Here is a 22180-nt window from a genome sequence, read left to right as displayed (position 1 = left end):
GGGATTATCTCTTCTTCCCTTTTTCAATCAGTCTGATAACATCCTGTCTCCGATAATAGGTTTTCCGGTCAATCTGGGAGAAGGGCAAGGTACCGTTGCTTCTCAGGGCCTGCAATGTTCTCTGCGATATGTTCAGTGCCATGCATACTTCCTGATTGTCCATCCAGTCATCCAGACTTTTTGAGGTTTTCCTGCCTTTGAGGTTTTCCAGTTTTTCTTTCAGCAGTCGGATGGATGTTATCATTTCTTTGAAAGTACCGGCTTCAATGTTTACGATTTCCATAAAGTGTAGTTGTTTGGTTTGAGGCAAATATAGACGGTATGGCCTGGCTGGCCAATACCATGTCATCAGATGGCAGCACAAGTCATCAGATGTCTCATGTTTTCTGTTACAGGAACCGGTCTTTCAGAAATATCCGATTGTTGAATCTAGGGAGTACAGCCATATTCAGGAAAGGCATGTATCATACTTCGTTATATTGCGTAATTTTGCATAGTGCTGTATTTCAGTGTATTTACTAAGTTTGTACCAAAACAGAACGTATGAAAGGCAACACACTGAATGTAATGTTCTTTATCTTGAAGAACAAGTTGTTGAAGAACGGTGAAGCACCGGTCGTTCTTCGGGTGACAATCAATGGACAGCGGGATGAAATCCGTATCCAGCGCTCTATACCGGTGGAGTTATGGGACAATGCGAAGATGCGTAGCAAGGGAAGGGGGCGGAGTTCGGCAGAGCTGAACATGTATCTTGAGACACTGAGGGACAGAATATATGTCATCCATAAGAATTCCGTGTATGATGGGGAAAGACTGACTCCGAAGAAAATCCTAGATATTTTGTATGCCAGGGAAGGACGGCATCTGGTTCTGAAGGCCATGAAGGAATGTATAGACGGATGGGCGGCTTCTCCCGGGGATTTACATCCTGCCACCCTGGCACGTTACAACAGGTGCCACGGATTGGTGGAGACAGTCATACGGGATGTTTACAATAAGGAGGACGTCGCATTCTCCGAACTGGACAGGAAGTTCATCACGGCATTTGAAAGGTATCTGAAGGAAGCCTGTGGGCTGGCCCGGAATACGGCGGCTAAATATCTGGAGTGTTTCCGTAAGGTTCTCAAGGTGGCTCAGCAGAAGGGCTGGATGGAACATGGCAAGTTTTTGGAAGAACTGGGAGAGTTGTGTGTAAAGGAGGAGACTTACCCTTCTTTTCTGGACTGGGATGAACTGAGAACAGTGATGGAAACGGATATGCCAGCCGGACGTTTGGAACGGGTGAAGGATGTGTTCGTCTTCTGCGCTCTCACCGGACTTTCCTATCAGGGGATAAGCACCCTTTGTCCGTCGCACCTGTTCAGGGATGACGAAGGAACACTGTGGATTTGCAGGACACGTGCTGAAGGAGGGGAGGCTGGAGACAACTGTATAAGCCGTGTTCCTCTTCTTAAACCGGCAATGGTCCTGCTGGAGAAATACAGAGGCTGGAATCCGATGAATCCGGAAGGTCTGTGTTTTCCTGTCCCGTCAGTCCAGAAAATGAATGAATACCTGAAAGAGGTTTCGGTACTATGTCGGATTTCCAAGCGTCTGACCACCCAGATGGCCCGCAATACGTTCGCTGCGACAGTCACCCTGACCAACCGGATTCCCAAAGAACACGTCAGGGAAATGCTCGGCTATTCTTCCGACTATATGTTGCGCCATTATATGCAGGCTCAGGAGAGAAATTCCTGAAAAACATGAAGCGGACATACGCAATACCCTGATAAAAAGTGAAAGGCTATACTCCAATGGATGTGGTGGTATAGCCTTTCCCATAAACGGAACTGGATGTGAGAACGCTTCTTTTCGATTCAGCTCAAGCAGACATAATTGACAAGAATGAGTACCACTAAGACGCGGTTTGTACTGAAATAATGATCCTTTTGGCAAGCCCTGAACCTATAGAAGCAAAAACTAACCAGTAGCATCACCGTCAGAACATTCGGTTCAATATGCCTGTCTAATGTGAATATTAGATATAGTCTGGGTACTCAAATCAGGCTTCTAACCAGCCAGTGAGTGATTTGCTGATGCTCACACATCATCTAGCAGTCGATATAAACCCAAATAGCAGTATACCCGTTTATATGAAGCCATTTGGTAGCGAAAATCCGAACAGCTCTACACATTCATCTAGCTTCATGACTTTTGTAGATAAGACCTGATATCATCATAGAATTCCGAATCAAAAGGTTGAAGGTTAGAATAAAAGAATCTGACTTTAATATCCGATTTGATGAGGTTCGAATTTACAGAGTTAAGATAATACTTCAGTTCAGCCAGTTCTGCAAACAACCATTCATGTTTTTTTTGTATCCAGATACATAAGAAAGGGCATTTCTTACCTGTTCCGTCAATTCGGACCAAGTCCGAATTACACCTTCTGTTGTCTTTAAATAATTCATATTGGATACACTCCTGCTGTGTGCCTTCTTTTTTTAGAGGATTGCTGCTGCTGTTACATAGTCCTTTAGTGGCACGGATATTCAAGCAAGGTTCTTCATTTACAGCCATCGCAGCCATAATTTCAGTATTCAAGAAGATGTCCACATAAATATTTTCCTCAATCGGGTGTTCGTCCAATGGAACACCTTTTATCGGATTAAACTCGACATCCAATTTATATCCGTCCGATATGAGATGCGAAATCCAGTGAAACCGGGAAAGAAGGCTCATTTGAGACCGGTTCTGCTTCAGAAGATAGTAGTCTATTCTATCATTTGCCAGATCCAACAAGTCAGCCATACGTATAAGAATCATCATATATTTAATACTGACCAACTCTTCCTTTGCCTCAGACTTCAGGCTATACACGTGTATGCTATCCCAACCATGACTTTCTGAAACTTTTGCAATCGTATCAGCTTCAACTTCTGAAAGATGAGACAAGATTCCTTTCTGCCAACTTCGGATGTATTTAGCGCTGTCTTGCGGATGGGTACTTCTGACCTTGTTCTCAAAAAAATTGAAAACCTTCTGAAAAGCTTCTACTTGCAATCTACCGATTTTTTTCCGTAATTGAAATATTTCTGCTAGAGAAAAATGGCCTTCTTTAAAAGTCCTAGTGACATCATTCTCTATCTTTAACATTTCATCCATCCATTGACTGATTAACACTTCTGAATCCGGATTTGATTCATTGAAAGACGCTATATTCGGATGAATCACCATACTGATGTCATGCAGATAACAAGCCTGGAATAACAAGAAATAATCCGTTGATTTTATGTTTAAAAAATCAATGTTGTTGACCATTCTCACCACATTCTTAATCAGATTAATGGCATGCTCATGGTTGTGAAGCGTGTAAGCGTTCAGAAACTTAGAACCATTATGCCACAAACTTTTCACAAGCCGATGCGTCTGGATGAGCCGGTCTATTTTCATCGGATCTTGTACTCGTTGCCTGAAAATAGTCAAAGCTTCTAAGATACCCACGTCAATTTCCATCTTTTCATTCACGTCCTTATAATCTAAGTGCTGTAGGAAGTGAAAGAAATCCTCACAGTTGCATTTTCGATTCCTTAGAATGGATAAAATACGTAATTCATAATATTTTACCGGTTTCAAATCCGTATGTAAGATAGTCAGGCTATCTTCAACCCTGATCCTGCAAGCCAGCGAAAAACAGCAGTTAAGTATTTTCCGTTTGAACTCCGAGGAATTGTTAAAGATAAAATCCACCCAATCAGGTAATTCAATCCAATATTCATTCTTTTCTTCTTTCTTCCTTTCCTCCTTATCTCCTGAAAGGAATGTTTGTTTCCCCCAAAAACCTTTTTCGTTTACAGTACGGTTCTGATAGATTGCATCCAAGAACACCTCTATATTTTGAAAAGGGAAAGTGAGTAAAAGTAATTGCTTTAAGGAAGCATAGCTATCTGTTTGTTGCAGAAAATGGGTTTGTTCCAATAATTCCGTAGTCTTATAGTAATACAGCGCTTTAAAATTGCGCTCATTCGGACAGTTATAGCTTGCCAATATCTTATCAAATGATTGGATATTATGACAGAACTCCTTTAAATCATCGAAAGTCATTGCCTTGGCAAACATTCCTATTTCAGCCTGGAAGATTTCTTCCTCAAATTTATTAAAAATTTCTTTGACTGCTTTATCCCGATTTTCATTTGTTTCCATTCCCAATGTTGTGATATGGAAATGATCATAGAACTCTGCTTTCATGGACTCATCAAACTGGCCATTGATGATAAGCTTCAATCTCCGTTGCCGATAAATGAAATATTTCAAGTATCTGGATAGCCATTTTATTCGGGTTTCCCCCCATTGCTTTTTATTAGGGTCCTTTTCCTGTTCTTCTTTTACCTTTAAAAGTTGGTTTTCTACTACCGTTTGGAGTGCATTAAGTTTCTTCAGGGATACATGTTCATCTACTTCATCAATATTTCCATATATCCAACCTCCCATCGAGACAGGTCGTTGTACCAGGAAAAGTCCTTCCATTCCGTTGAATGCCTCTTCAATGGTACAGATCGTACTTTTCTTGTCTTCATGAAATTTTATTTGGTAGTCAATTTTTTTCTGAAAATCCAAGTAAACTTGACTCAACTCCGGCTGGTTGTCACATTTGGCCGGTGATTCCTTGATAATATTGTTCAGCTTGGTTATAAGAGTTTCAAAATTCCTTTGGTCAATCTCTTTGGCAAAGATAACCGAATCGTCTACATAAAAATAAGCATCCGCTTGTTTCAACTCTTCGGTTGATGCCATTTTATCCGCAATGTCAATCATACATAGATTCCCGAAGAAATAAGATTGAGGCAATCCCTGAGCAATTCCTCTGTTCATGAAAACCTCCTTAAAAGACGTCGTGTCCGTATTCGGATAATAAACATCCATCCACCCCCTCAGAGAATCTTCCTGAATCTTGAAATAGAGCAGTTTCACAATGGCCTTCTTCAAGGTTTTCAAGTCATCCTTATCGGGATATTTAGGAACTAACAGATTCAGGATGAAATTATACATCCTGGCCGGGTCTATGGAAGGAAAGAAATCTGCCAAATCAAAGTTGATTACCGTATCATATTCCCGCGTCTTCAAATATTCCCGGCTCTTGTCTTGGATAATTTTAGAATATTGCCGATACTTTTCTGTCCAATTCATAAAAAGACTATCTACACTTTCACTCGGCATATTACCAAAAAAATTATGTGGAATCATCCTTGAAAGCTCCGACTTGTTCCGCACGCCTTTACTGTCATCAAACATCAGTGGGATCAGCAAGGCGGCCATGCAGATTTGATCAATCAGACTTGCAGTATGTAATGGTCTGTAAGTAACTAACTGTTTGCCGTTTTCATCTTTCAGTTTCTTTATCTTATAGTATACTGAAACGGTAAAGAAATCATCATTTTCTTCGTTCAGTATCTTCTCAAGTTTCTTCTGGCATTTCTCTATAACATCCTTGATTGTGCCGTCAAAGTCAAATTTATCCTTCAGCTGATAATAGCACTTCAGATCCTCTACCGATAGAAGATTTCGTTCACAGATGTAGGAATCCAGTGCATAAATAGCCTTGTAAATGTTCCTTCGGTGCGTGATAGTATCAAATAGACTCATGTCAATTCTGTTTTAATGTTGCATTATATTTCTTTTCTAATGATTCAACGAGGTTGTTAAACCTATTAACAGCTTGGTATAAACCACTTTCTTTGCCTTTCCCGTCACCTTGACCAGATACCATAAGCTGAGTTTTTTGGTTATTTCTTTCACACAAGTACAGACCAAAATGATAGTGATAGTTTCCTGTTCGTTTTTTAAAAATGGTATTGAAACTGTCTAGATTGATAGAGGCACTGATGATGGTATCTTTACATAAGAATAAGCGTAAAATACCATCAAATTCTAGTTCTACACATTGTTCCGTTATAAAGCCCTGTAGAGCGGTTACGTCTCTCACTACCTGATCCAGAAAGCTACACCAACCATTCAGAATCTGATCAAAAAAATCTATCTGCTGCTCAAAAAATCCAAAGTTATAATGGAAATTCTTATTGGCCGTAATGAAAAAGTGCAGTCCTGTCATGTAGTCGAAGTTCGCATTTTTCCTCATCGAAATCTGTTCTTCCAGCATTGGATCAAAAAGCATCAGTGAAAACAATTCTTTCTGAGCTAGATACCGGGATTCATATTTGGTATATCCCTTTTCGTCTTGTGGATTTCCATTGGCTTGGGGCTCATCCTCAGCTGGAGCCTGTTCTAGCTCGATAAAGCTGATTTCAATGAGCCGGCTCAGCATCTCTCTGGAAAACTCTTTGAGTGAAGGCTGAATGACGTTTCTTTCTAAATTATCTTTTTCCATCGCCTTTTATTTTTTTAAGTATAGATAATATGCAGAATAATCCTTGAACAGCGCAGGAATCGTTGCACATTTCAGACGGCATCCGTATCTAAGCAGGCTACGGTGCAAATGATAGAAAGCACTTACTCCTGCTTTATCATTATCATGGACCATCACCAAATCAAATCCAGATAATTTATCTAGTTCCGTTTCCGGAATAGTCGTTGCACTTTGAATGGCAACAGCAGGATATCCTGCCGATAGCATAGCCAGACAGTCAGTAATTCCCTCCATTATATATAATTTGCTTCCTTCTTGCAACTTAGCTAGTAAAACCATATTGTAAAGCTGTTTACGTGAATTGCACAGCATTTTGAACCGAGGTATATTTTCGTTTGTGCCCAAGTAGCGAGATTGTAAAGCCACCAGTTTGCCTGTTCTGTCAAAATACGGTATCAGTAACGAAGGAATATTGATGGTTAATTGTATCTTGTTGTTGTCTCTTCTTAACATTTTACATTTAATTAAACGCTCTTCACCAAAGGTATTCATTAGAATCTCTTTCATTTCTGTCGAATCTTCTACCGATTTGATTTTCATCTTTTCCACCACTTGGGCCGACAGTTTCCTTTCCGTAAAAAGAAACTCCTTTCCTTTGGCTTCCAAATCAGCTAGGTTTATGATGGCCGAAGCCACGTCACCATCAAAATCAGGCCTACTTTCTTCCCTGTCGATAACAAGAGTTCTTCTGTGTCTGAGTTTAGGTCTCTTTTTTGTGTTTTTCAGGTTAGTTGAAGGCATGTAAATATGGTATTGTTCGCAAAGCCACGTACACGCTTCTACAAACGAAAGATTACATTTTTCTTCCACCAGAGAGATAGCATCCCCACCTTTATCGCAAGCAAAACATTTCCATAAATTGTTCTTAAAGGCAAGGCTGGGCCTTTTGTCCTGATGCATAAAGCAATGAGCCTGATGCATATTGACTTCCAATCCTAGTCTTCTAGCCACATCCTCACAATTCAGTTCGTGCAGTTTTTTTATTGTTTCAGAAGAAATCATAGAAACTTTTTGATTTTAAAATTATCTAGATATTTATCATTTTTTTTCTTTAAATTGAGACATTCTTTCAGCGTGGACTTTTTTAGTTAATCACACATAACTCTTTATTTGATAATTTCTATATTTAACGTAAGTTCGATATAAACGAATAAATATTTCATTGAAAATTAGAAATAAAACAACAAAAAGTGTTAAATCTATAGTACTCAATTATAACATTTAAACGATTACTGTTATGTTCTCAGAATTTAAAATTACAGAATTTTTTTGTATGGCCGATAATTTTGCAAGGAATTTGTATTGCAGTAGGGAAAATATATGATTGAAGACAAGAGGGCTAGGCATCATACCAAGAATACAGAGACTTATGGAGAAAATGAAAATGGCCATTAGGGTGGTCGCAATCCCCATATTATATAAGCAAAGTCGCATTCTCCATTCTACGAGAAACCTGTTATATAGCATGCTAAACAATTCATAATTTATGGATTGTGCAATAGATTCAGGTTGTGTACCCTATTGTGAAGCATGAACTGTTTCAGATTGGGCCTCTATTTCAGATTTTGGTTCTGTGCTATTGTTCATGATTTATTGATATTTGTAGGTAGCTTATATTTTAACATTATCTATCCCCTCCGGTTATTCAGGTACTATTACACCATCTTCTTGAAGCTGCAGGGAAGTGTTTCATAAAGTGTGTCCGAGGTAAATTTACCCTAGGAGTGATGTACAAATTTAATTTTTTATCTTGTATCAAAATCGTTGATTTTGTGATGATGCCGGACGAAAAAATGGGCTTTGTTGAGGAGTGGTGCGTTAGCAATATAAAGGTGTCTGGGAGTCGTTATGCAAGTGTGTTTTTTACTACTTAGCAGACACACTTTGGGGAGCAATATCCAATCGCAAAATTACAACTAGACTATATAAAGTAAGAATTAACTGAAGTACATCTTGAGTACATATTATAACAACATGAGGGTGCATCAAAATGTACATTTTGAAGTGCACCCTCTTTCCCATAAATAGAACTGGATGTCAGAACGCTTCTTTCCGGTTCTTTTCCAGCAGTCGTACGATATCGCTTTCCCGGTATAGGATTTTTCCTCCTATCTGGTAATAAGGCAATATGCCGTAGCGTCTGTAGTCCAGCAGCGTACGCTTGCTCAGCATGAGTTTTCCGGCCAGTTCCGTATCTGTCAGGTAGTTTTCCCCGTCCAATAAGTGCCGATTGTCCGCCTGCAAATGGTCTATGAGGTCCGATATCCTTTTCATTTCATCGAAGAAATGAAGCACTTCCTTGTCTGATTTGGTAATGATTGTTCCCATAAAATGTTCTTTTTGGTTTGAAACAAAGATATCCGCATTCTCATGCCGCTGCAAACCGCCGGAGCTTGTTGTCATCAGATTTCATTAAATGTCATCAGATTTCATCGGACCGGATTCCGACTTCCAGTCCTTCAGCTTGTTCTTTAATACCTTCATGTCCTCCGTGACTTTCCTGTACGTGATTCTGGCATAGGCTTGTGTGACCTTCAGATTGGTATGTCCGAGCATTTTGGAAAGCGTTTCTATCGGAAGCCCGTTTTCCAGACAGACAGTCACGGCAAACGTGTGCCTGCCACAATGGAACAGAACCCACAAAGCAGCCGTCAGCAAACAAGTGACGATAAAACGCAACCCGTTTGAAATGAGCGGTTTCGCATTATTCTTCCAGATGCCGGAAACGCAACGGAGTGCGGAATGGTGAGGCATTTCAGTTACCAAGTCGTTAGCCGTCTGTTACCGAAGCAGGGACAGGTAACGCACGGAAAATGAAATTGTTGTGCGCCCGTGCCGATTGCGCCGATACGCACCGTTCTGCAAATCGATGGACGCTTACTCATAAGTTAATTTTGCAACAAAAACAGTAAGCGTATGAAAGTTGAAAAATTCAAGGTGCTGCTCTACCTGAAAAAGAGCGGAACGGACAAGTCGGGCAAAGCCCCGATAATGGGTCGCATCACGGTGAACCGCACGATGGCGCAGTTCGGATGCAAGCTGTCGTGCAAACCGGAGTTGTGGAACGCGAGGGAAAGCCGTCTGGACGGCAAAAGCCGCGAGGCAGTGGAAACCAATGCCAAAATAGACAAGCTGCTGCTTGCGGTCAATGCGGCGTTTGACACGCTGGTAGAGCGCGGGCAGGACTTTGACGCTACGGCGGTCAAGGACTTGTTCCAAGGCAGCATGGACACGCAGATGACCCTGCTGAGGATGACCGACCGCATCTGTGAGGACTTGAAGGCGCGTATTGGCATCGACCGTGCCAAAGGAACTTATCCCGGCTATTACTACATGAGAAGGACATTGGGCGAGTTCGTCGAGTGGCAGTTCAAGACGAAGGACATCGCTTTCGGGCAGCTTACCGAACAGTTCATACACGATTACCAGAACTTCGTAATGGACGTGAAAGGATATGCCGTGGATACGGTGCGCCACTATCTCGCCATCCTGAAAAAGGTATGCCGCATCGCCTACAAGGAGGGATATGCGGAAAGATGCCATTTTGTCAATTTCACTCTGCCGCAAAAGACGGAACGGACACCGAGGGCATTGAGTCGCGAGGACTTCGAGAAGATACGCGATGTGCAGATACCCGCATGGCGCACCACGCACATCCTCGCCCGTGACCTCTTCCTGTTCGCCTGCTATACAGGTACCGCCTATGCGGATGCGGTGAGTGTCACCCGTGAGAACCTTTACACGGATGACGAGGGGGACCTTTGGTTGAAATACCGCCGCAAGAAGAACGAGCTTCGGGCGAGCGTGAAGCTGTTGCCCGAAGCACTCGCCCTGATTGAGAAATACCGTGACGACAGCCGTCCGACGTTGTTCCCGATGATACACCACCCGAACCTCCAACGGCACATGAAATCACTTGCCGTCCTTGCAGGAGTGAGCGGGCGCTTGTGCTATCATCAGGCACGTCACTCGTTCGCCTCGCTGATTACGCTGGAAGCCGGAGTGCCGATTGAAACCATCAGCCGGATGCTGGGGCACTCTGATATAACTACCACGCAGGTCTATGCCCGTGTCACACCGAAGAAGCTCTTTGAGGACATGGACAAATACATTGAGGCGACCAAGGACTTGAAACTTGTTTTGTAAACAATTAAAATCAGTAACCCCAAAAACATTTACCATTATGCGCAGTACATTTTCCATATTACCGTATATCAACCGAAACAAGGTAAAGGCAGACGGCACGACTGCCGTCCTGTGCCGCATCACCATAGACGGCAAGAGTTCCACGATGGCGACGGGCATCTATTGCAGGCCGGAAGATTGGAACAGCAAAACGGGAACCATCCGTACCGTCCGCGAGAACAACCGCTTGCAGGAGTTCCGCAAATCCGTAGAGCTTGCCTACGATGAAATATTGAAGAAACAGAACGTGGTAAGCGCCGAACTGCTGAAAAACACATTGGCGAAAAGGGTGGTAATCCCCACCAAGCTGTTGCAGATGGGCGAAAGGGAACGCGAACGTCTGCTCGCCCGTTCAAAGGAGATAAACTCCACGTCCACCTACCGCCATTCGAGGTATTACCAGAAATACCTGAAAGAATACCTTGCCTCGTTGGGCAAGGAGGACATCGAGTTCTCCGATATCACGGAGGACTTCGGCAGTTCCTACAAGGCGTTCATGAAGCGCAACAAGAATTTCAGCGCGCAGCAAATCAACAAGTGCCTGTGCTGGCTGAGCAAGCTGGTGTACCTCGCAGTGGATTATGAGATACTCCGTGCCAACCCGTTGGAGGACATGGAATACGAAAAGAAGCCTGCACCGAAGCACAGGCACATCAGTCGTGCGGAACTGAAAACCATCCTTGAAACTCCCATGCTCGACCCGTTGCAGGAACTGGGGCGCAGGGCATTTTTGTTTTCAAGCTTTACGGGATTGGCGTATGTGGACATCATGCTGCTCCATCCGCATCATATCGGCAGGACAGCGGACGGCAGGCGTTACATCCGCATCAACCGGAAGAAGACCAACGTGGAGGCATTCATCCCCCTGCATCCGATAGCGGAACAGATACTCGACCTCTACAACACGACGGACGACACGAAGCCCGTGTTCCCGCTTCCGAGCCGTGACGAGATGTGGTTTGAGATACACGAGCTGGGCGTTGCCATCGGCAGGGAGGAAAATTTGTCCTACCATCAAAGCAGGCACTCCTTCGGAACTTTTTTGATTTCGGAGGGAATACCCATCGAAAGCATCGCCAAGATGATGGGTCACTCCGGTATAAAAACAACCCAGCGGTACGCGGAAGTTACTGACAAGAAGATTTCAAAGGACATGGACAATCTGATGGCTTTCAGACGCGCTTACGGAACAGGCGCGTCAAGGGAAAGGAAAGCAAAAGACACACTGACGGACAAGGAGGCATGACAATGGAACGGGGTATAATCGCAATTACTGAAAACGGGGCGGTCACGATGCCGACCGCTCCCGTCTGGATGACGCAGCAGGAAATGTCAGATGCGTTCAATGTGTTCGTCTGTGACATCCGCAGGGCTATCCGTGCCATCTACAAAAACAAGGAACTGTTGGAAAGCGACACCATGCGCTATATCAGACAGGATAACGGGATAAGTTACGATGTGTACAGCCTTGAAATGGTGATAGCCGTTGCTTTCCGGTTGCGGACAAAGGAATGTATGGCTTTCAGACGGTTTGTCATGGGAAAACTGTATGCCGCCAGTCGGAAAGAACCTCTATATTTGTTCTTTTCGCCAGCGGCATATCCCCGAAAGGAGTATAACTGTTAATGCAAAGGATATACGACCAGACACGATAAGGAATACGACCAGAGGGAATCAGGTCGTATTCCTTTTGTGCACAACTATGGATGCTATCTGAACGCCTCCCGGTAATTGGCGGCAAGCATCCTTTCGATGTCCGATTCCTTGTACAGAATCTTGCCTCCCAACTGGTAATAGGCAATTATGCCGTTGTTGCGGTAGTCCTGCAAAGTGCGTCGGCTCACTTTCAGTCGTGCCGACACCTCCCTGTCCGTCAGGAAGCGTTCACCGCCCAAAGTCGGACGGCTGTTTGCCACAAAATTCTCGATGCCGTCCAGCAGACGGTCAAGCGTGTCGCCGAATTGGGCGACCAGCGCATGGTTCTTGGTTATCATTTCGCTCATTGTCACGTTGGATTTAGTGGTACAATCATAATCAAACGGCTCTGTCCGCCCGTTTGCGTTCAATGGGTTTGATGATGCGCATCACGTCTTCCGGCTTGTAGAATACCTTGTGGTTGATTTGCGAATAGGCCAACGTGCCGTTGTCGCGCAGCGTCTGCAAGGTTCGCGGACTGATGTTGAGTTGTCGGCACACCTCTTGGTTGTCCATCCACCCGTTCATAGACTTACCGCCCTGCTTGGCAAGGATGGCATCCACCCGTTCCGTGAAACGGCTGAACTTCGCCGCCATTTCCTCAAACACCTCTTTCTGAAAAATCAAAATTTCCATTGTCGATACTGTTTTAATGTTGATACTCGGTTTTGCCTGCAAAGTAAGAGGGTATTCTCCGTAATGCGATAGATATGTAGAAATGTGGCAGCTTGTGGCATTTTGTTGTCCTCAACCTCCACATTTCGGGTTATCACTTTGCTTGGCGATGCAAAGTAAAGGCATGGTTGGCGAAAGTCAATCACTTTGTGCTTTCGTGGAAGCATTTGGCGTTGATGAGGAAGCCTATGGCATTCCTATTTAAATCATAATCAGTAAAACCATCACAATCCTCCGTGGAATTGTTACGCCCTTTTGCATCATATACCGCTACTTTTGTACCCAAAGAAGATGTATATGAATGCAAATAATACAATGAACAGAAGAGACTTTATCAAGACTTCCGTAGTGGCAGGAGGAGCCTTGCTAGCCTCCACCGTTGTACCGAGCCAAGCGATGAACCTGTTGCAGGAGCAAAAGAACGACAACAAGTTTGCCAATGACGGCTTGTTGCAAGGCGTGTGCGACATCCACCTCCACGCCATGCCCGATTCGCGGGAGCGGTCAGTGGATGAATACGGTTTTATGAAGGACGCGATGGCAGCTGGCTACCGTGCCGTGATGTTCAAGTCCAATGACTTCAGTTGCCACGACCGGGCGTATCTCATCCGTCAGGCATTGCCGGGTGCGGAGTGCTTCGGCAGTTTCTGCATGAATCGGGTGCACGGCGACAAGGTGAATGTGTTTGCCGCACAAAAGGCGGTAGAGACGAGCGGGGGCTTGTGCCGCTGCATCTGGATGCCGACCTTGGATGCCGCCTATCAGTATCAGAGTGAAGGACGGAAGGAAATGGGTATTCCCGTACTGGATGAGCACGGACAAGTCCTGCCGGAAGTGGTCAAAGTGATGGAGATTTGTGCCGAGGCGGACATTATCCTTGCCACCGGACACGCTTCGCCGGAAGAGAGCATTATGCTTGTCCGCAAGGCGCACGAAGTCGGCGTGAAGCGCATCGTCGTTACCCATGCCAATTCGTCCATCTGGACAATGACGCCCGACCAAATCAGGCGGTGCATCGACCTCGGTGCTTATATAGAGTATTGCTACCTGCCCTGCCTATGGGGAGAGGGTACGAAGATGCCCCAATACCAGCGGCAAAGCATCGAGGAGTTTGCCGCCTTTGTCCGCATCGACCCGGCACGTAGCTTCATCTCCACAGATTTGGGACAAGCGGTAATGCCGCATCCCATAGATGGTATGAGGGATTGCATCGTGAAACTGCAATCAGTCGGAGTATCTCAAAGTGATATCGACTTGCTGGTACGTCGTAATCCGGCATGGTTGATAGGTGTGGACAACTAAAAAGTAAGAATATGGACAGACGAGATTTCATCAAGAGCGGGCTTCTTGCCGCAGCAGTAGGAGCCATGAGCGGTCCGAAAGCCATAGCGCAGGAAGCCGAGAAGCAAGTGGCGCGGGAACAGCTTACCAAGAATATTTTGAATTATAACCCGCAGATGCAATACCGCCCGATGGGGCGCACGGGAGTGAATGTGTCAGCCTTGGGCTTCGGCATGTTGCGCCTCCCGATGAAAAACGGGCATGTGGACTTCGACCAGACTACCCCGATGGTGCACCGGGCCATCGAAGGAGGCGTGAACTACATCGACACGGGGCGCGTCTATCTCGGCGGCGAGAGTGAGCAGGCGGTTGGCAAAGCACTTGCCGGAGGCTGGCGCGACCGGGTATATGTAACGTCCAAGATGCCGTGGTGGGAGATGCAAAGCGCGGACGACTTCGAGAAGTTCTTCGACCAGTCGCGCCGCACGATTGGCACCGATGTCATCGACTTCTACCACATCCACATGATTATGCACCGCGCGTGGAAGGACTATGTGCTGCCGTATAAGCTCATCGAGAAGATGGAGCGGCTGAAAGCGCAGGGCAAGATACGCTTCATGGGTTTCTCATTCCACGACAGCCTGCAACTGTTCAAGCGGGTGGTGGGATACACGCCGGCATGGGACTTCTGCCTTATCCAGCACAACTACCTGGATTATGAATACGAGGCGGGTGTACTCGGACCGAAATACGCCGCCGCCAACGGTATGGGGCTGGCGGTGATGAAGCCCGTCCGCACGGGATTCCTTGCAAATGTACCGCAGGTGATGCGCGACGCTCTTGCCTCCACAGGCATCCACAAGCCCGATGCGGAGTGGGCGTTGGACTACCTGTGGGACATCCCCGAAGTCAGCGTGGCGATGAGCGGCATGGGCAGCATGGAGGATGTGGAGGAGAACCTGAAATATGCCGCCAAAGCCCGCCCGAACATGCTCACCCCGGCCGAGCGCGAGGCATTGGGAGCAGCCATCTACGCCTACCGCCACGCTCCGGGTCACATTGACTGCACGGGCTGCTACCAGTGCATCCCCTGCCCGCACAACGTGGCCATTGGCTACATCTTCGCCTACGTCTACAACAACTACGTTCTGCACCAAAACAAGCAGCGGGCGTGGTCGGACTACACCGTCTCGATGTCCCCCGTTCAGCGCGGCGACCCGGCATCATCTTGTGTAGGTTGCGGAGAGTGCTTGGCAAAATGCCCTCAGCATCTGGATATCCCGAACCTGCTGGCGAGGGTGAAGGAGACAATGGGGAAGTAAGTCTGTAATTTACACAATATCAATACATGCAAGCTACGATAATATTTTTATTTTGTCTGTTATGTGCATTCCACTCAATCGCACAGGTAAGATATACAGAGAAAGGACAGGCTTATCCTCTTGCCACGCAGCACTTTGGCAAGGAGGCTTTCGCCCCAAGTAACCAGACTGTCATCCGTTGGTTGGGAAACGCCGGGTTCTTTATCAATAGCAGGGGCACATGTATCATGGTCGATCCAATGCTGGCAGGCTTCGATATGCCACTCCTGATAGAGCCGCCCATTTTACCGGAAGAGGTGCCGGCGTTGGACGCGGTATTGATAACACACAGCGATAACGACCATTTCAGCAAACCTACCTGCAAGCGGCTGGCGGATGTATGCGGAGCGTTTTATTCTACGGTCTATGTGGATTCGTTGATGAAAAATATGCGGCTGCCCTCTTTCGGACATGGACTGGAGGATACTTTCCGAATAAAGGATATCACGGTCAGCCTGACACCTGCATGGCATACTTGGCAAAATGAGTTCGGAGGTTTTGACCGCGTATTTCAACGGGAAGATTACTGCGGCTTCCTTATCAAAACCGCTGATGGTTTGATTTGGGCACCGGGAGACTCGCGCTTCCTTCCGGAGTTCCTCCGCCTGCCCGCCCCTGATGTCATCTTCTTCGACTTCTCGGACGACGGCTGGCATATTGGCTTGGATAATGCAGTTAAGATAGCCAATGCTTATCCGGATGCACAACTCCTGCTTTCGCACTGGGGGACGGTGGATGCGCCGGACATGAAGTCGTTCAACGCTGACCCGAAGGATTTGGTAGGGCGTATCGTGACCCCGGAACGCATCCATATATTGGCACCCGGAGAGGAATTTGTACTCACTGCTTCCCAAAAGGGCGCGATAAATAAGGATGATATGATTTTCAATCTCGGAAAGAAAACAGTATCAGAACATTATTCAGGGAACGTCTATATATCCGGCTTACTGCAAACTGCGGAATACGATATAAACCAACTGGCCTTTGAGCCGGGCTGTCACAATGATTGGCACATTCACCCTGACGCCTCTCAGGTATTGTTGATATTGGATGGCAAAGGTTATTATCAGGAAGAGGGTAAACCGAAACGCTTGCTGGTGAAAGGGGATGTCATCAAGACAGCTCCCAACGTAAAGCATTGGCATGGAGCGACTCCCGACAGCCATCTGGTTCATCTGTCAATAACGGACAGGTCGGGAAAAGGGCATATCCAATGGCATGAAAAAGTAGACTCAACAGAATATTTGAAACCAATAAAATGAAAGGATATTATTATGGATAAGAGAAGCATCAAACTGAGCAACGGAGTAGAAACGCCGATGGAAGGATTCGGCGTATTTCAGGTGTCTGACCTCAAAATGTGTGAACAGGCTGTATCCGATGCCATCGCCACCGGTTACCGGTTGATAGACACGGCATCTTCCTATAAGAATGAAACGGCAGTGGGTGCGGCAATCCGCAAATCGGGAGTCCCGCGAGAGGATTTCTTCGTCACCTCCAAAGCCTTCATCAACGAAATGGGGTACGAACAGACGAAAGCAGCCTTTGGGCGGACCCTTGACAACCTAGGCTTCGACTACCTCGACCTGTATCTCGTCCACATGCCTTTCGGCGATTACTACGGAGCTTGGCGGGCGATGGAGGAACTGTACAAGGAAGGGCGCATCCGTGCCATCGGCGTAAGCAACTTCCAGAGCGACCGCATCATCGACCTCTGCTATACGGCTGACATCAAGCCGATGGTGAACCAGCTGGAACTGCATCCTTTCTATCAGCGTGAAGAGGAACTTGCCATTTTGCGCAAGTACGGCATCGTGCCGCAAGCGTGGGCACCTTTTGCCGAAGGGATGAACGGAATGTTTACCCATCCCGTGTTGAAAAGCATTGCGGAAGAACACGGCAAAACAGTGGCGCAAGTCATCCTCCGTTGGAACGTGCAGCGTGGCGTGAGCATTATTCCGAAGTCTGTGCATCGCAACCGTATGGAAGAGAACCTCGCCATTTGGGATTTTGAGCTGTCGGCAGAGGATATGCGCCGGATAGCCACGCTCGACCTTGCTCGTCCGCAGATGCTCGACCCGCGCAAGCCGAGCGAGGTACACCGTCTTTTCAACTATTTGGAGAATCCGGTGCTGACCAGCCTGTAAAACCATCGTCTTTTCCGTGAAACGGGTACATACCTCCGAGTTATCGTTACAGGCATTTTGTATGTTCACTGCTACCTTTGCATAGAGATTAAAAACAAGAAATTATGGACCGAAGGAATTTTATAAAGCAAGCGTCCGGCTACGCTTTGGCGGCAGCCGGAACAATGACAGGCATCGGGCAAGTCTTTGCCGGGACGATGCCTGCAAGGGAGAACAAGACAAACGGGTCTTACGACGAGCAGAAACATGACAAGGATATGGAACACCGCAATCTCGGCGGAATGGAAGTGTCTGCCATCGGATTGGGCTGTCTGCCGATGGTCGGCTATTACGGCGGAAAATACGAAAAGAAAGATATGATAGCCCTCATTCGCCGGGCATACGACCAAGGCGTGACGCTGTTCGACACGGCGGAGGTGTACGGACCTTACACCAGCGAGGAATGGGTGGGCGAAGCCGTCGCGCCGTTCCGTGACAAGGTGAAGATAGAAACGAAGTTCGGCTTCGGTGTGGAGGAAGGACAGCCGACCGCCTTGAACAGCCGTCCCGACCATATCCGTCGGGCAGTGGAAGGCTCGTTGCGCCGTCTGCGTACCGATCATATAGACTTGCTCTACCAACACCGGGTGGACCCGAACGTGCCGATGGAAGAGGTGGCAGGCGTGGTGAAGGACCTGATGCAGGAGGGAAAGGTATTACATTGGGGATTATCGGAGGCAAGTGCCCGCTCCATCCGCAAGGCACACGCCGTATGCCCGCTTTCCGCCATACAGAGCGAATACGCCATCTGGTGGCGCGAGCCTGAAACGAAAATATTCGCCACGCTCCAAGAATTGGGTATCGGCTTTGTGCCTTACTGTCCGCTGGGTCGTGCGTTCCTTACAGGAGTCATCAACGAGAACAGCCGTTTCCAGAAAGGCGACAGAAGATATAACCTGCCACAGTTCCAGCCCGAAGCATTGAAGCACAATATGCCACTGGTCTATCTCGTCGAGGAATGGGCGAAACGCAAAGGCGTGACCCCGGCACAATTCGCCCTGATATGGATGCTCTCGCGCAAGCCGTGGATAGCCCCCATTCCCGGCACGACCAACCCCGACCATCTGGATGACTTCCTCGGCGCGGCTTCTGTGCGGCTGACTCCCTACGAAATGGAGGAGTTCGATGCCGCCTACGCCAAGATAGACTTGATGGGACACCGTGCCGACCCCTTCACGGAAAGCCAGATAGACAAATAAAAATACAATAACATTTAACTCATAACAAATATAAATATGCAAACAAATCTTTCTTACGACATGTACGTTCCTACCCGCGTGATGTTCGGGGCAGGGATGCTGAACAAACTGAGTGAACAACCGATGCCGGGACGTCGCGCCCTCATCGTTATCTCCAACGGCAAATCGACCCGTGCCAACGGCTATCTGGCCCGCACGGAAGAGCAACTGCACAAGGCAGGCGTGGAAACTGTGGTATTTGACGGAGCGACGCCGAATCCGACAGTTTCCGATGTCAATGCCGGAGCAAAAGTTGCCCGTGAGAACGGCTGCGACTTCCTCGTGGCGTTGGGCGGCGGCAGCGTGATGGACTGCACGAAAGCCATCGCAGTAATGGCTACCAACGACGGCGAGCTGTGGGATTACGTGCCCATCGGTTCCGGTAAAGGACAACCCATCGCCGTCAAACCGCTGCCCATCATCGCCATTACCACCACGGCGGGCACGGGTTCGGAGACGGACAATTCGGGAGTCATCACCAAAGAGGATACCTTCGAGAAAGCGTTTGTGGGCGATGCCTCTCTGTTCCCCGTCCTCTCCATCGTGGACCCGGAACTGATGGCAAGCGTGCCGCCGACATTCACCGCCTACCAAGGCTTCGATGCCCTGTTCCACAGCACGGAAGGCTACATCGCCCGCGGCGCTAACCTGATGAGCGATATGTATGCCCTCACCGCCATTGAGAACCTCGCCAAATACCTGCCCCGTGCCGTGAAAGACGGCAAGGACATGGAAGCCCGCACCCATGTGGCACTGGGCAACACGCTGTCCGGCGTGGTAATGTGCCTCACCCTCATCACGAGCGAACACGCTTTGGAACACGCCCTCTCCGCCTACCATCCGGCATTGCCCCACGGTGCAGGGTTGATTATGGTCAGCCGTGCCTACTACAAATACTTCATCGAGCACCACGCCTGCGACGACCGTTTCGTCCGCATGGCGCAGGCGATGGGCATGCCCGAAGCCACGAAGCCCGAAGACTTCCTCACCGCCCTCGACCGCTTGCAGGAGGCCTGCGGCGTTGCCGACCTGAAGATGTCCGACTACGGCATCACCCCCGACGAATTCGAGACGCTGATACGCAACACCCGCGAGGTGATGGGCGTGATGTTCACCAGCGACCGCGTGCAGATGACGGACGAAGACATCGTGAACGTCTATAAGGAATCCTATAAATAATAGGAGTCGCATCTGAAAACTGCGGGGACAGTGCTTATCGGCGCGGATAAGGGCGCGGATAAGGGCTGTCCCCGCCCTGTTTTCCGCTTATCCGTCAGGATTGAGGTTGGCGACAGCGACGACGGCACTTCTCCGGCTTCGCGAGCACTGTCGTCAGCGTAGAAAGTGCTTCTCCGGCAGGATTGGCACTGGCGACGGCTCGGACAGGGCTTATCCTGCAGGATTAGTGCTGTCGGAGGTCTCGGACAATGCTTATCCCACAGGATTGCTCCTGTCCGAGGGGAGGCTATCTCATCCCGGACATGAGGCTACCTCAGGTCGGACTTGAGATACTCTAAGGTCTGACCTTTGCTGAACGGTATTCTGAAACCATTTGCATTTTCAGTGAAATTGGTACAAACGCAGAGGATATGTCTATCCCGTTTCGGCTTGTGCCGCCGTATCTTTGCAAAGTAGAATAATAAAAGGAAGAATATATGAAAAAGTTATTTTTAATTCCATTGCTGCTGGCAACGCTTATGCTGACAGCGGCGTGTAGCGAAGATGAACCGCTGACGGACGGGCAGGAACAGGTTACTCCCGGAGAAGATGACGGGGAAGAAGGGAATGAAGGAAACAACGAAGAAGGCGGAAACATGGAGGGAGGCAATGGCAGATACCTTGTCCTCTACTGCTCCCGTACAGGCAATACCGAGCGGATGGCGCAGACCATCCTGTCCACATTAGATTGCGATATGATAGTGGTAGAGCCGGAAACGCCTTACGAGGATGACTACAACGCGATGCTCGACCGCGCACAAGCGGAACTGGATGCTATCGAACAAGGCAACTATCCTGCTATCACCACTTCCGTAGAAAGTTTCGACGAGTATGGCATCGTGTTCATCGGCTATCCCATTTGGTACAGCCATATTGCCACCCCGATGCAGACTTTCTTGCACAATCACGCCAGTTTGTTGGCAGGAAAACGCATCGCTCTCTTTGCCAGCAGCGGAAGCAGCGGCATAGGCACTTCCGAGAGGGATGCGGCAACACTTGTACCCGATGCCGTGTTTGAAGAATCGCTGTTGCTCACATCAAGTACGTTGGGCAGTATGGCTACACGCATCCCGGAATGGCTGGAAAGTCTTGGCGCAAGCAGTGAAGAACCGGACGCGCCCGATGCCACCTCCTTAAACATCAATATCATTGTGGGCGAACAGACCATTACCGCCACGATGGAAGATAACGGCGCAGCCCGCGACTTCCTCTCTCGCCTGCCATTGGAGGTTACATTGGAGGACTACAACAACGGCACGGAAAAGATATTCTATCCCGACCCGGAACTCAGCCTTAACGATACACCACGCGGTTGTGCGCCCATAGCCGGGGACATCACTATTTACGAGCCGTGGGGCAATGTCGCCATCTTCTGCCGTGACTGGTCGGAGAGCAGTTCGCTCATCAAAATCGGGCATATCGACGGCGACGGCATCAACATGTTGCAAGGAACGGAGAGTGTAAACGTAAGATTTGAAAGGCAATGAATACTACACGATATCTATTAACCGCATTGCTTCTATTCGGATTGCTATCGTGCAGCGCGACGGAGAGGGAAACGCATCCGTCCCGGCAGCCGGGCATGTGCGCCAAGGAACCGATGGCTGCCGATGGCATCGTGCGCCTGTCGAAAATCGAAGTCTATCCGCAGTACCTCGATGAATATATACAATTTGTGACCGAGGTGGGCGAAATTTCCCTGCGCACCGAACCGGGCGTGCTGACCATGTACGCCGTAGGCGAAAAAGAGAATCCGTGCAAAATCACCATTCTCGAAACATACGCAAGCAAGGAGGCTTACGACAAGCACATCGCCTCCGCGCATTTCCAGAAATATAAGCAAGGGACGCTGCACATGGTCAAATCATTGGAATTGTCAGACCAGACGCCACTCAACCCTGCTAACCGGATCAACAACTTTATGGAATAATATAA

The 22180-nt window shown here is 47.7% G+C and carries 19 protein-coding genes and 1 pseudogene; 12 read left to right on the top strand and 8 right to left on the bottom strand.

Annotation, left to right across the window (positions count from 1 at the left end; translation table 11 throughout):
* Positions 1–4: 4 nt before the first annotated feature.
* Positions 5–283, bottom strand: coding sequence for a helix-turn-helix domain-containing protein (locus tag B5G04_RS13135; RefSeq protein WP_087397651.1), 279 nt, complete (start codon positions 281–283; stop codon positions 5–7).
* 260 nt (positions 284–543) lie between these two features.
* On the opposite strand from B5G04_RS13135, the gene B5G04_RS13130 reads away from it, so the two are divergent.
* The gene (locus tag B5G04_RS13130) at positions 544–1740 is read left to right on the top strand and encodes a site-specific integrase (protein ID WP_087397649.1); all 1197 of its coding nucleotides are present in this window, start codon (positions 544–546) and stop codon (positions 1738–1740) included.
* A gap of 447 nt (positions 1741–2187) precedes the next feature.
* Here B5G04_RS13130 and B5G04_RS13125 read toward each other — a convergent pair whose 3' ends face one another.
* The 5 genes from B5G04_RS13125 to B5G04_RS13105 form a co-directional block, all read right to left on the bottom strand.
* Entirely contained in the window at positions 2188–5298 is a 3111-nt protein-coding gene (locus B5G04_RS13125; RefSeq protein WP_143270469.1) for a reverse transcriptase domain-containing protein, read from the bottom strand.
* 328 nt (positions 5299–5626) lie between these two features.
* Entirely contained in the window at positions 5627–6367 is a 741-nt protein-coding gene (locus tag B5G04_RS13120; protein WP_087397644.1) for a hypothetical protein, read from the bottom strand.
* A gap of 6 nt (positions 6368–6373) precedes the next feature.
* Entirely contained in the window at positions 6374–7408 is a 1035-nt protein-coding gene (locus tag B5G04_RS13115; RefSeq protein ID WP_087397641.1) for a CHC2 zinc finger domain-containing protein, read from the bottom strand.
* 1035 nt (positions 7409–8443) lie between these two features.
* Positions 8444–8734, bottom strand: a complete 291-nt coding sequence (locus B5G04_RS13110; protein WP_087397755.1) for a helix-turn-helix domain-containing protein — start codon at positions 8732–8734, stop codon at positions 8444–8446.
* A gap of 84 nt (positions 8735–8818) precedes the next feature.
* A complete protein-coding gene (locus B5G04_RS13105; protein ID WP_087397639.1) occupies positions 8819–9160 on the bottom strand; it encodes a tyrosine-type recombinase/integrase in 342 nt (113 codons plus the stop codon).
* Between the two features lie 162 nt (positions 9161–9322).
* Here B5G04_RS13105 and B5G04_RS13100 point away from each other — a divergent pair, with 162 nt between their 5' ends.
* From B5G04_RS13100 to B5G04_RS13090, 3 genes are read left to right on the top strand one after another with little or no spacing between them, the layout of a single operon-like run.
* Positions 9323–10552, top strand: a complete 1230-nt coding sequence (locus B5G04_RS13100; protein ID WP_087397636.1) for a site-specific integrase — start codon at positions 9323–9325, stop codon at positions 10550–10552.
* A 37-nt stretch (positions 10553–10589) separates the two neighbouring features.
* Positions 10590–11837: a site-specific integrase gene (locus B5G04_RS13095; RefSeq protein ID WP_087397634.1), complete on the top strand. Its 1248-nt coding sequence runs from the start codon at positions 10590–10592 to the stop codon at positions 11835–11837.
* A gap of 2 nt (positions 11838–11839) precedes the next feature.
* Positions 11840–12217, top strand: a complete 378-nt coding sequence (locus B5G04_RS13090) for a transporter (protein ID WP_087397631.1) — start codon at positions 11840–11842, stop codon at positions 12215–12217.
* A gap of 83 nt (positions 12218–12300) precedes the next feature.
* On the opposite strand, the gene B5G04_RS13085 is transcribed toward B5G04_RS13090, so the two are convergent.
* Together B5G04_RS13085 and B5G04_RS13080 are read right to left on the bottom strand one after the other, a co-directional pair.
* Complete coding sequence (locus B5G04_RS13085) at positions 12301–12594, bottom strand: helix-turn-helix domain-containing protein (RefSeq protein ID WP_087397629.1); 294 nt, start codon at positions 12592–12594, stop codon at positions 12301–12303.
* 31 nt (positions 12595–12625) lie between these two features.
* Positions 12626–12922 carry a helix-turn-helix domain-containing protein gene (locus tag B5G04_RS13080; RefSeq protein ID WP_087397627.1) on the bottom strand — a complete coding sequence of 99 codons (297 nt, stop codon included), beginning with the start codon at positions 12920–12922 and terminating at the stop codon, positions 12626–12628.
* Between the two features lie 354 nt (positions 12923–13276).
* On the opposite strand from B5G04_RS13080, the gene B5G04_RS13075 reads away from it, so the two are divergent.
* From B5G04_RS13075 to B5G04_RS13040, 8 genes and pseudogenes are all read left to right on the top strand, one after another.
* Positions 13277–14263, top strand: coding sequence for a DUF6282 family protein (locus tag B5G04_RS13075; RefSeq protein ID WP_239414106.1), 987 nt, complete (start codon positions 13277–13279; stop codon positions 14261–14263).
* An 11-nt stretch (positions 14264–14274) separates the two neighbouring features.
* Positions 14275–15564, top strand: coding sequence for an aldo/keto reductase (locus B5G04_RS13070; protein ID WP_087397624.1), 1290 nt, complete (start codon positions 14275–14277; stop codon positions 15562–15564).
* Positions 15565–15590: 26 nt separating this feature from the next.
* Positions 15591–16865 carry an MBL fold metallo-hydrolase gene (locus B5G04_RS13065; protein ID WP_087397621.1) on the top strand — a complete coding sequence of 425 codons (1275 nt, stop codon included), beginning with the start codon at positions 15591–15593 and terminating at the stop codon, positions 16863–16865.
* Between the two features lie 12 nt (positions 16866–16877).
* Positions 16878–17750, top strand: a complete 873-nt coding sequence (locus B5G04_RS13060) for an aldo/keto reductase (protein WP_087397619.1) — start codon at positions 16878–16880, stop codon at positions 17748–17750.
* A 104-nt stretch (positions 17751–17854) separates the two neighbouring features.
* Positions 17855–18988, top strand: coding sequence for an aldo/keto reductase (locus B5G04_RS13055; protein ID WP_087397617.1), 1134 nt, complete (start codon positions 17855–17857; stop codon positions 18986–18988).
* A 36-nt stretch (positions 18989–19024) separates the two neighbouring features.
* On the top strand, positions 19025–20206 hold the full coding sequence (locus B5G04_RS13050; protein WP_087397616.1) for an iron-containing alcohol dehydrogenase: 1182 nt from the start codon (positions 19025–19027) through the stop codon (positions 20204–20206).
* Positions 20207–20682: 476 nt separating this feature from the next.
* A complete protein-coding gene (locus B5G04_RS13045) occupies positions 20683–21732 on the top strand; it encodes a cyclophilin-like fold protein (protein WP_087397614.1) in 1050 nt (349 codons plus the stop codon).
* Positions 21733–21815: 83 nt separating this feature from the next.
* Positions 21816–22175: pseudogene (locus B5G04_RS13040) on the top strand (antibiotic biosynthesis monooxygenase family protein); the annotation flags it as partial.
* Positions 22176–22180: the final 5 nt, after the last annotated feature.

Source organism: Bacteroides sp. An51A (assembly GCF_002161565.1).
Lineage (GTDB): Bacteria > Bacteroidota > Bacteroidia > Bacteroidales > Bacteroidaceae > Phocaeicola > Phocaeicola intestinalis.
The sequence above is the reverse complement of the archived record's forward strand: the minus strand, read 5'-3'. Positions and strand labels throughout refer to the sequence as shown.

Bases quoted from the DNA above. Each gene is read 5' to 3' on its own strand.
- B5G04_RS13135 (WP_087397651.1), bottom strand. From the start codon at position 283: ATGGAAATCGTAAACATTGAAGCCGGTACTTTCAAAGAAATGATAACA.
- B5G04_RS13130 (WP_087397649.1), top strand. From the start codon at position 544: ATGAAAGGCAACACACTGAATGTAATGTTCTTTATCTTGAAGAACAAG.
- B5G04_RS13125 (WP_143270469.1), bottom strand. From the start codon at position 5,298: ATGGCCGCCTTGCTGATCCCACTGATGTTTGATGACAGTAAAGGCGTG.
- B5G04_RS13120 (WP_087397644.1), bottom strand. From the start codon at position 6,367: ATGGAAAAAGATAATTTAGAAAGAAACGTCATTCAGCCTTCACTCAAA.
- B5G04_RS13115 (WP_087397641.1), bottom strand. From the start codon at position 7,408: ATGATTTCTTCTGAAACAATAAAAAAACTGCACGAACTGAATTGTGAG.
- B5G04_RS13110 (WP_087397755.1), bottom strand. From the start codon at position 8,734: ATGGGAACAATCATTACCAAATCAGACAAGGAAGTGCTTCATTTCTTC.
- B5G04_RS13105 (WP_087397639.1), bottom strand. From the start codon at position 9,160: ATGCCTCACCATTCCGCACTCCGTTGCGTTTCCGGCATCTGGAAGAAT.
- B5G04_RS13100 (WP_087397636.1), top strand. From the start codon at position 9,323: ATGAAAGTTGAAAAATTCAAGGTGCTGCTCTACCTGAAAAAGAGCGGA.
- B5G04_RS13095 (WP_087397634.1), top strand. From the start codon at position 10,590: ATGCGCAGTACATTTTCCATATTACCGTATATCAACCGAAACAAGGTA.
- B5G04_RS13090 (WP_087397631.1), top strand. From the start codon at position 11,840: ATGGAACGGGGTATAATCGCAATTACTGAAAACGGGGCGGTCACGATG.
- B5G04_RS13085 (WP_087397629.1), bottom strand. From the start codon at position 12,594: ATGAGCGAAATGATAACCAAGAACCATGCGCTGGTCGCCCAATTCGGC.
- B5G04_RS13080 (WP_087397627.1), bottom strand. From the start codon at position 12,922: ATGGAAATTTTGATTTTTCAGAAAGAGGTGTTTGAGGAAATGGCGGCG.
- B5G04_RS13075 (WP_239414106.1), top strand. From the start codon at position 13,277: ATGAACAGAAGAGACTTTATCAAGACTTCCGTAGTGGCAGGAGGAGCC.
- B5G04_RS13070 (WP_087397624.1), top strand. From the start codon at position 14,275: ATGGACAGACGAGATTTCATCAAGAGCGGGCTTCTTGCCGCAGCAGTA.
- B5G04_RS13065 (WP_087397621.1), top strand. From the start codon at position 15,591: ATGCAAGCTACGATAATATTTTTATTTTGTCTGTTATGTGCATTCCAC.
- B5G04_RS13060 (WP_087397619.1), top strand. From the start codon at position 16,878: ATGGATAAGAGAAGCATCAAACTGAGCAACGGAGTAGAAACGCCGATG.
- B5G04_RS13055 (WP_087397617.1), top strand. From the start codon at position 17,855: ATGGACCGAAGGAATTTTATAAAGCAAGCGTCCGGCTACGCTTTGGCG.
- B5G04_RS13050 (WP_087397616.1), top strand. From the start codon at position 19,025: ATGCAAACAAATCTTTCTTACGACATGTACGTTCCTACCCGCGTGATG.
- B5G04_RS13045 (WP_087397614.1), top strand. From the start codon at position 20,683: ATGAAAAAGTTATTTTTAATTCCATTGCTGCTGGCAACGCTTATGCTG.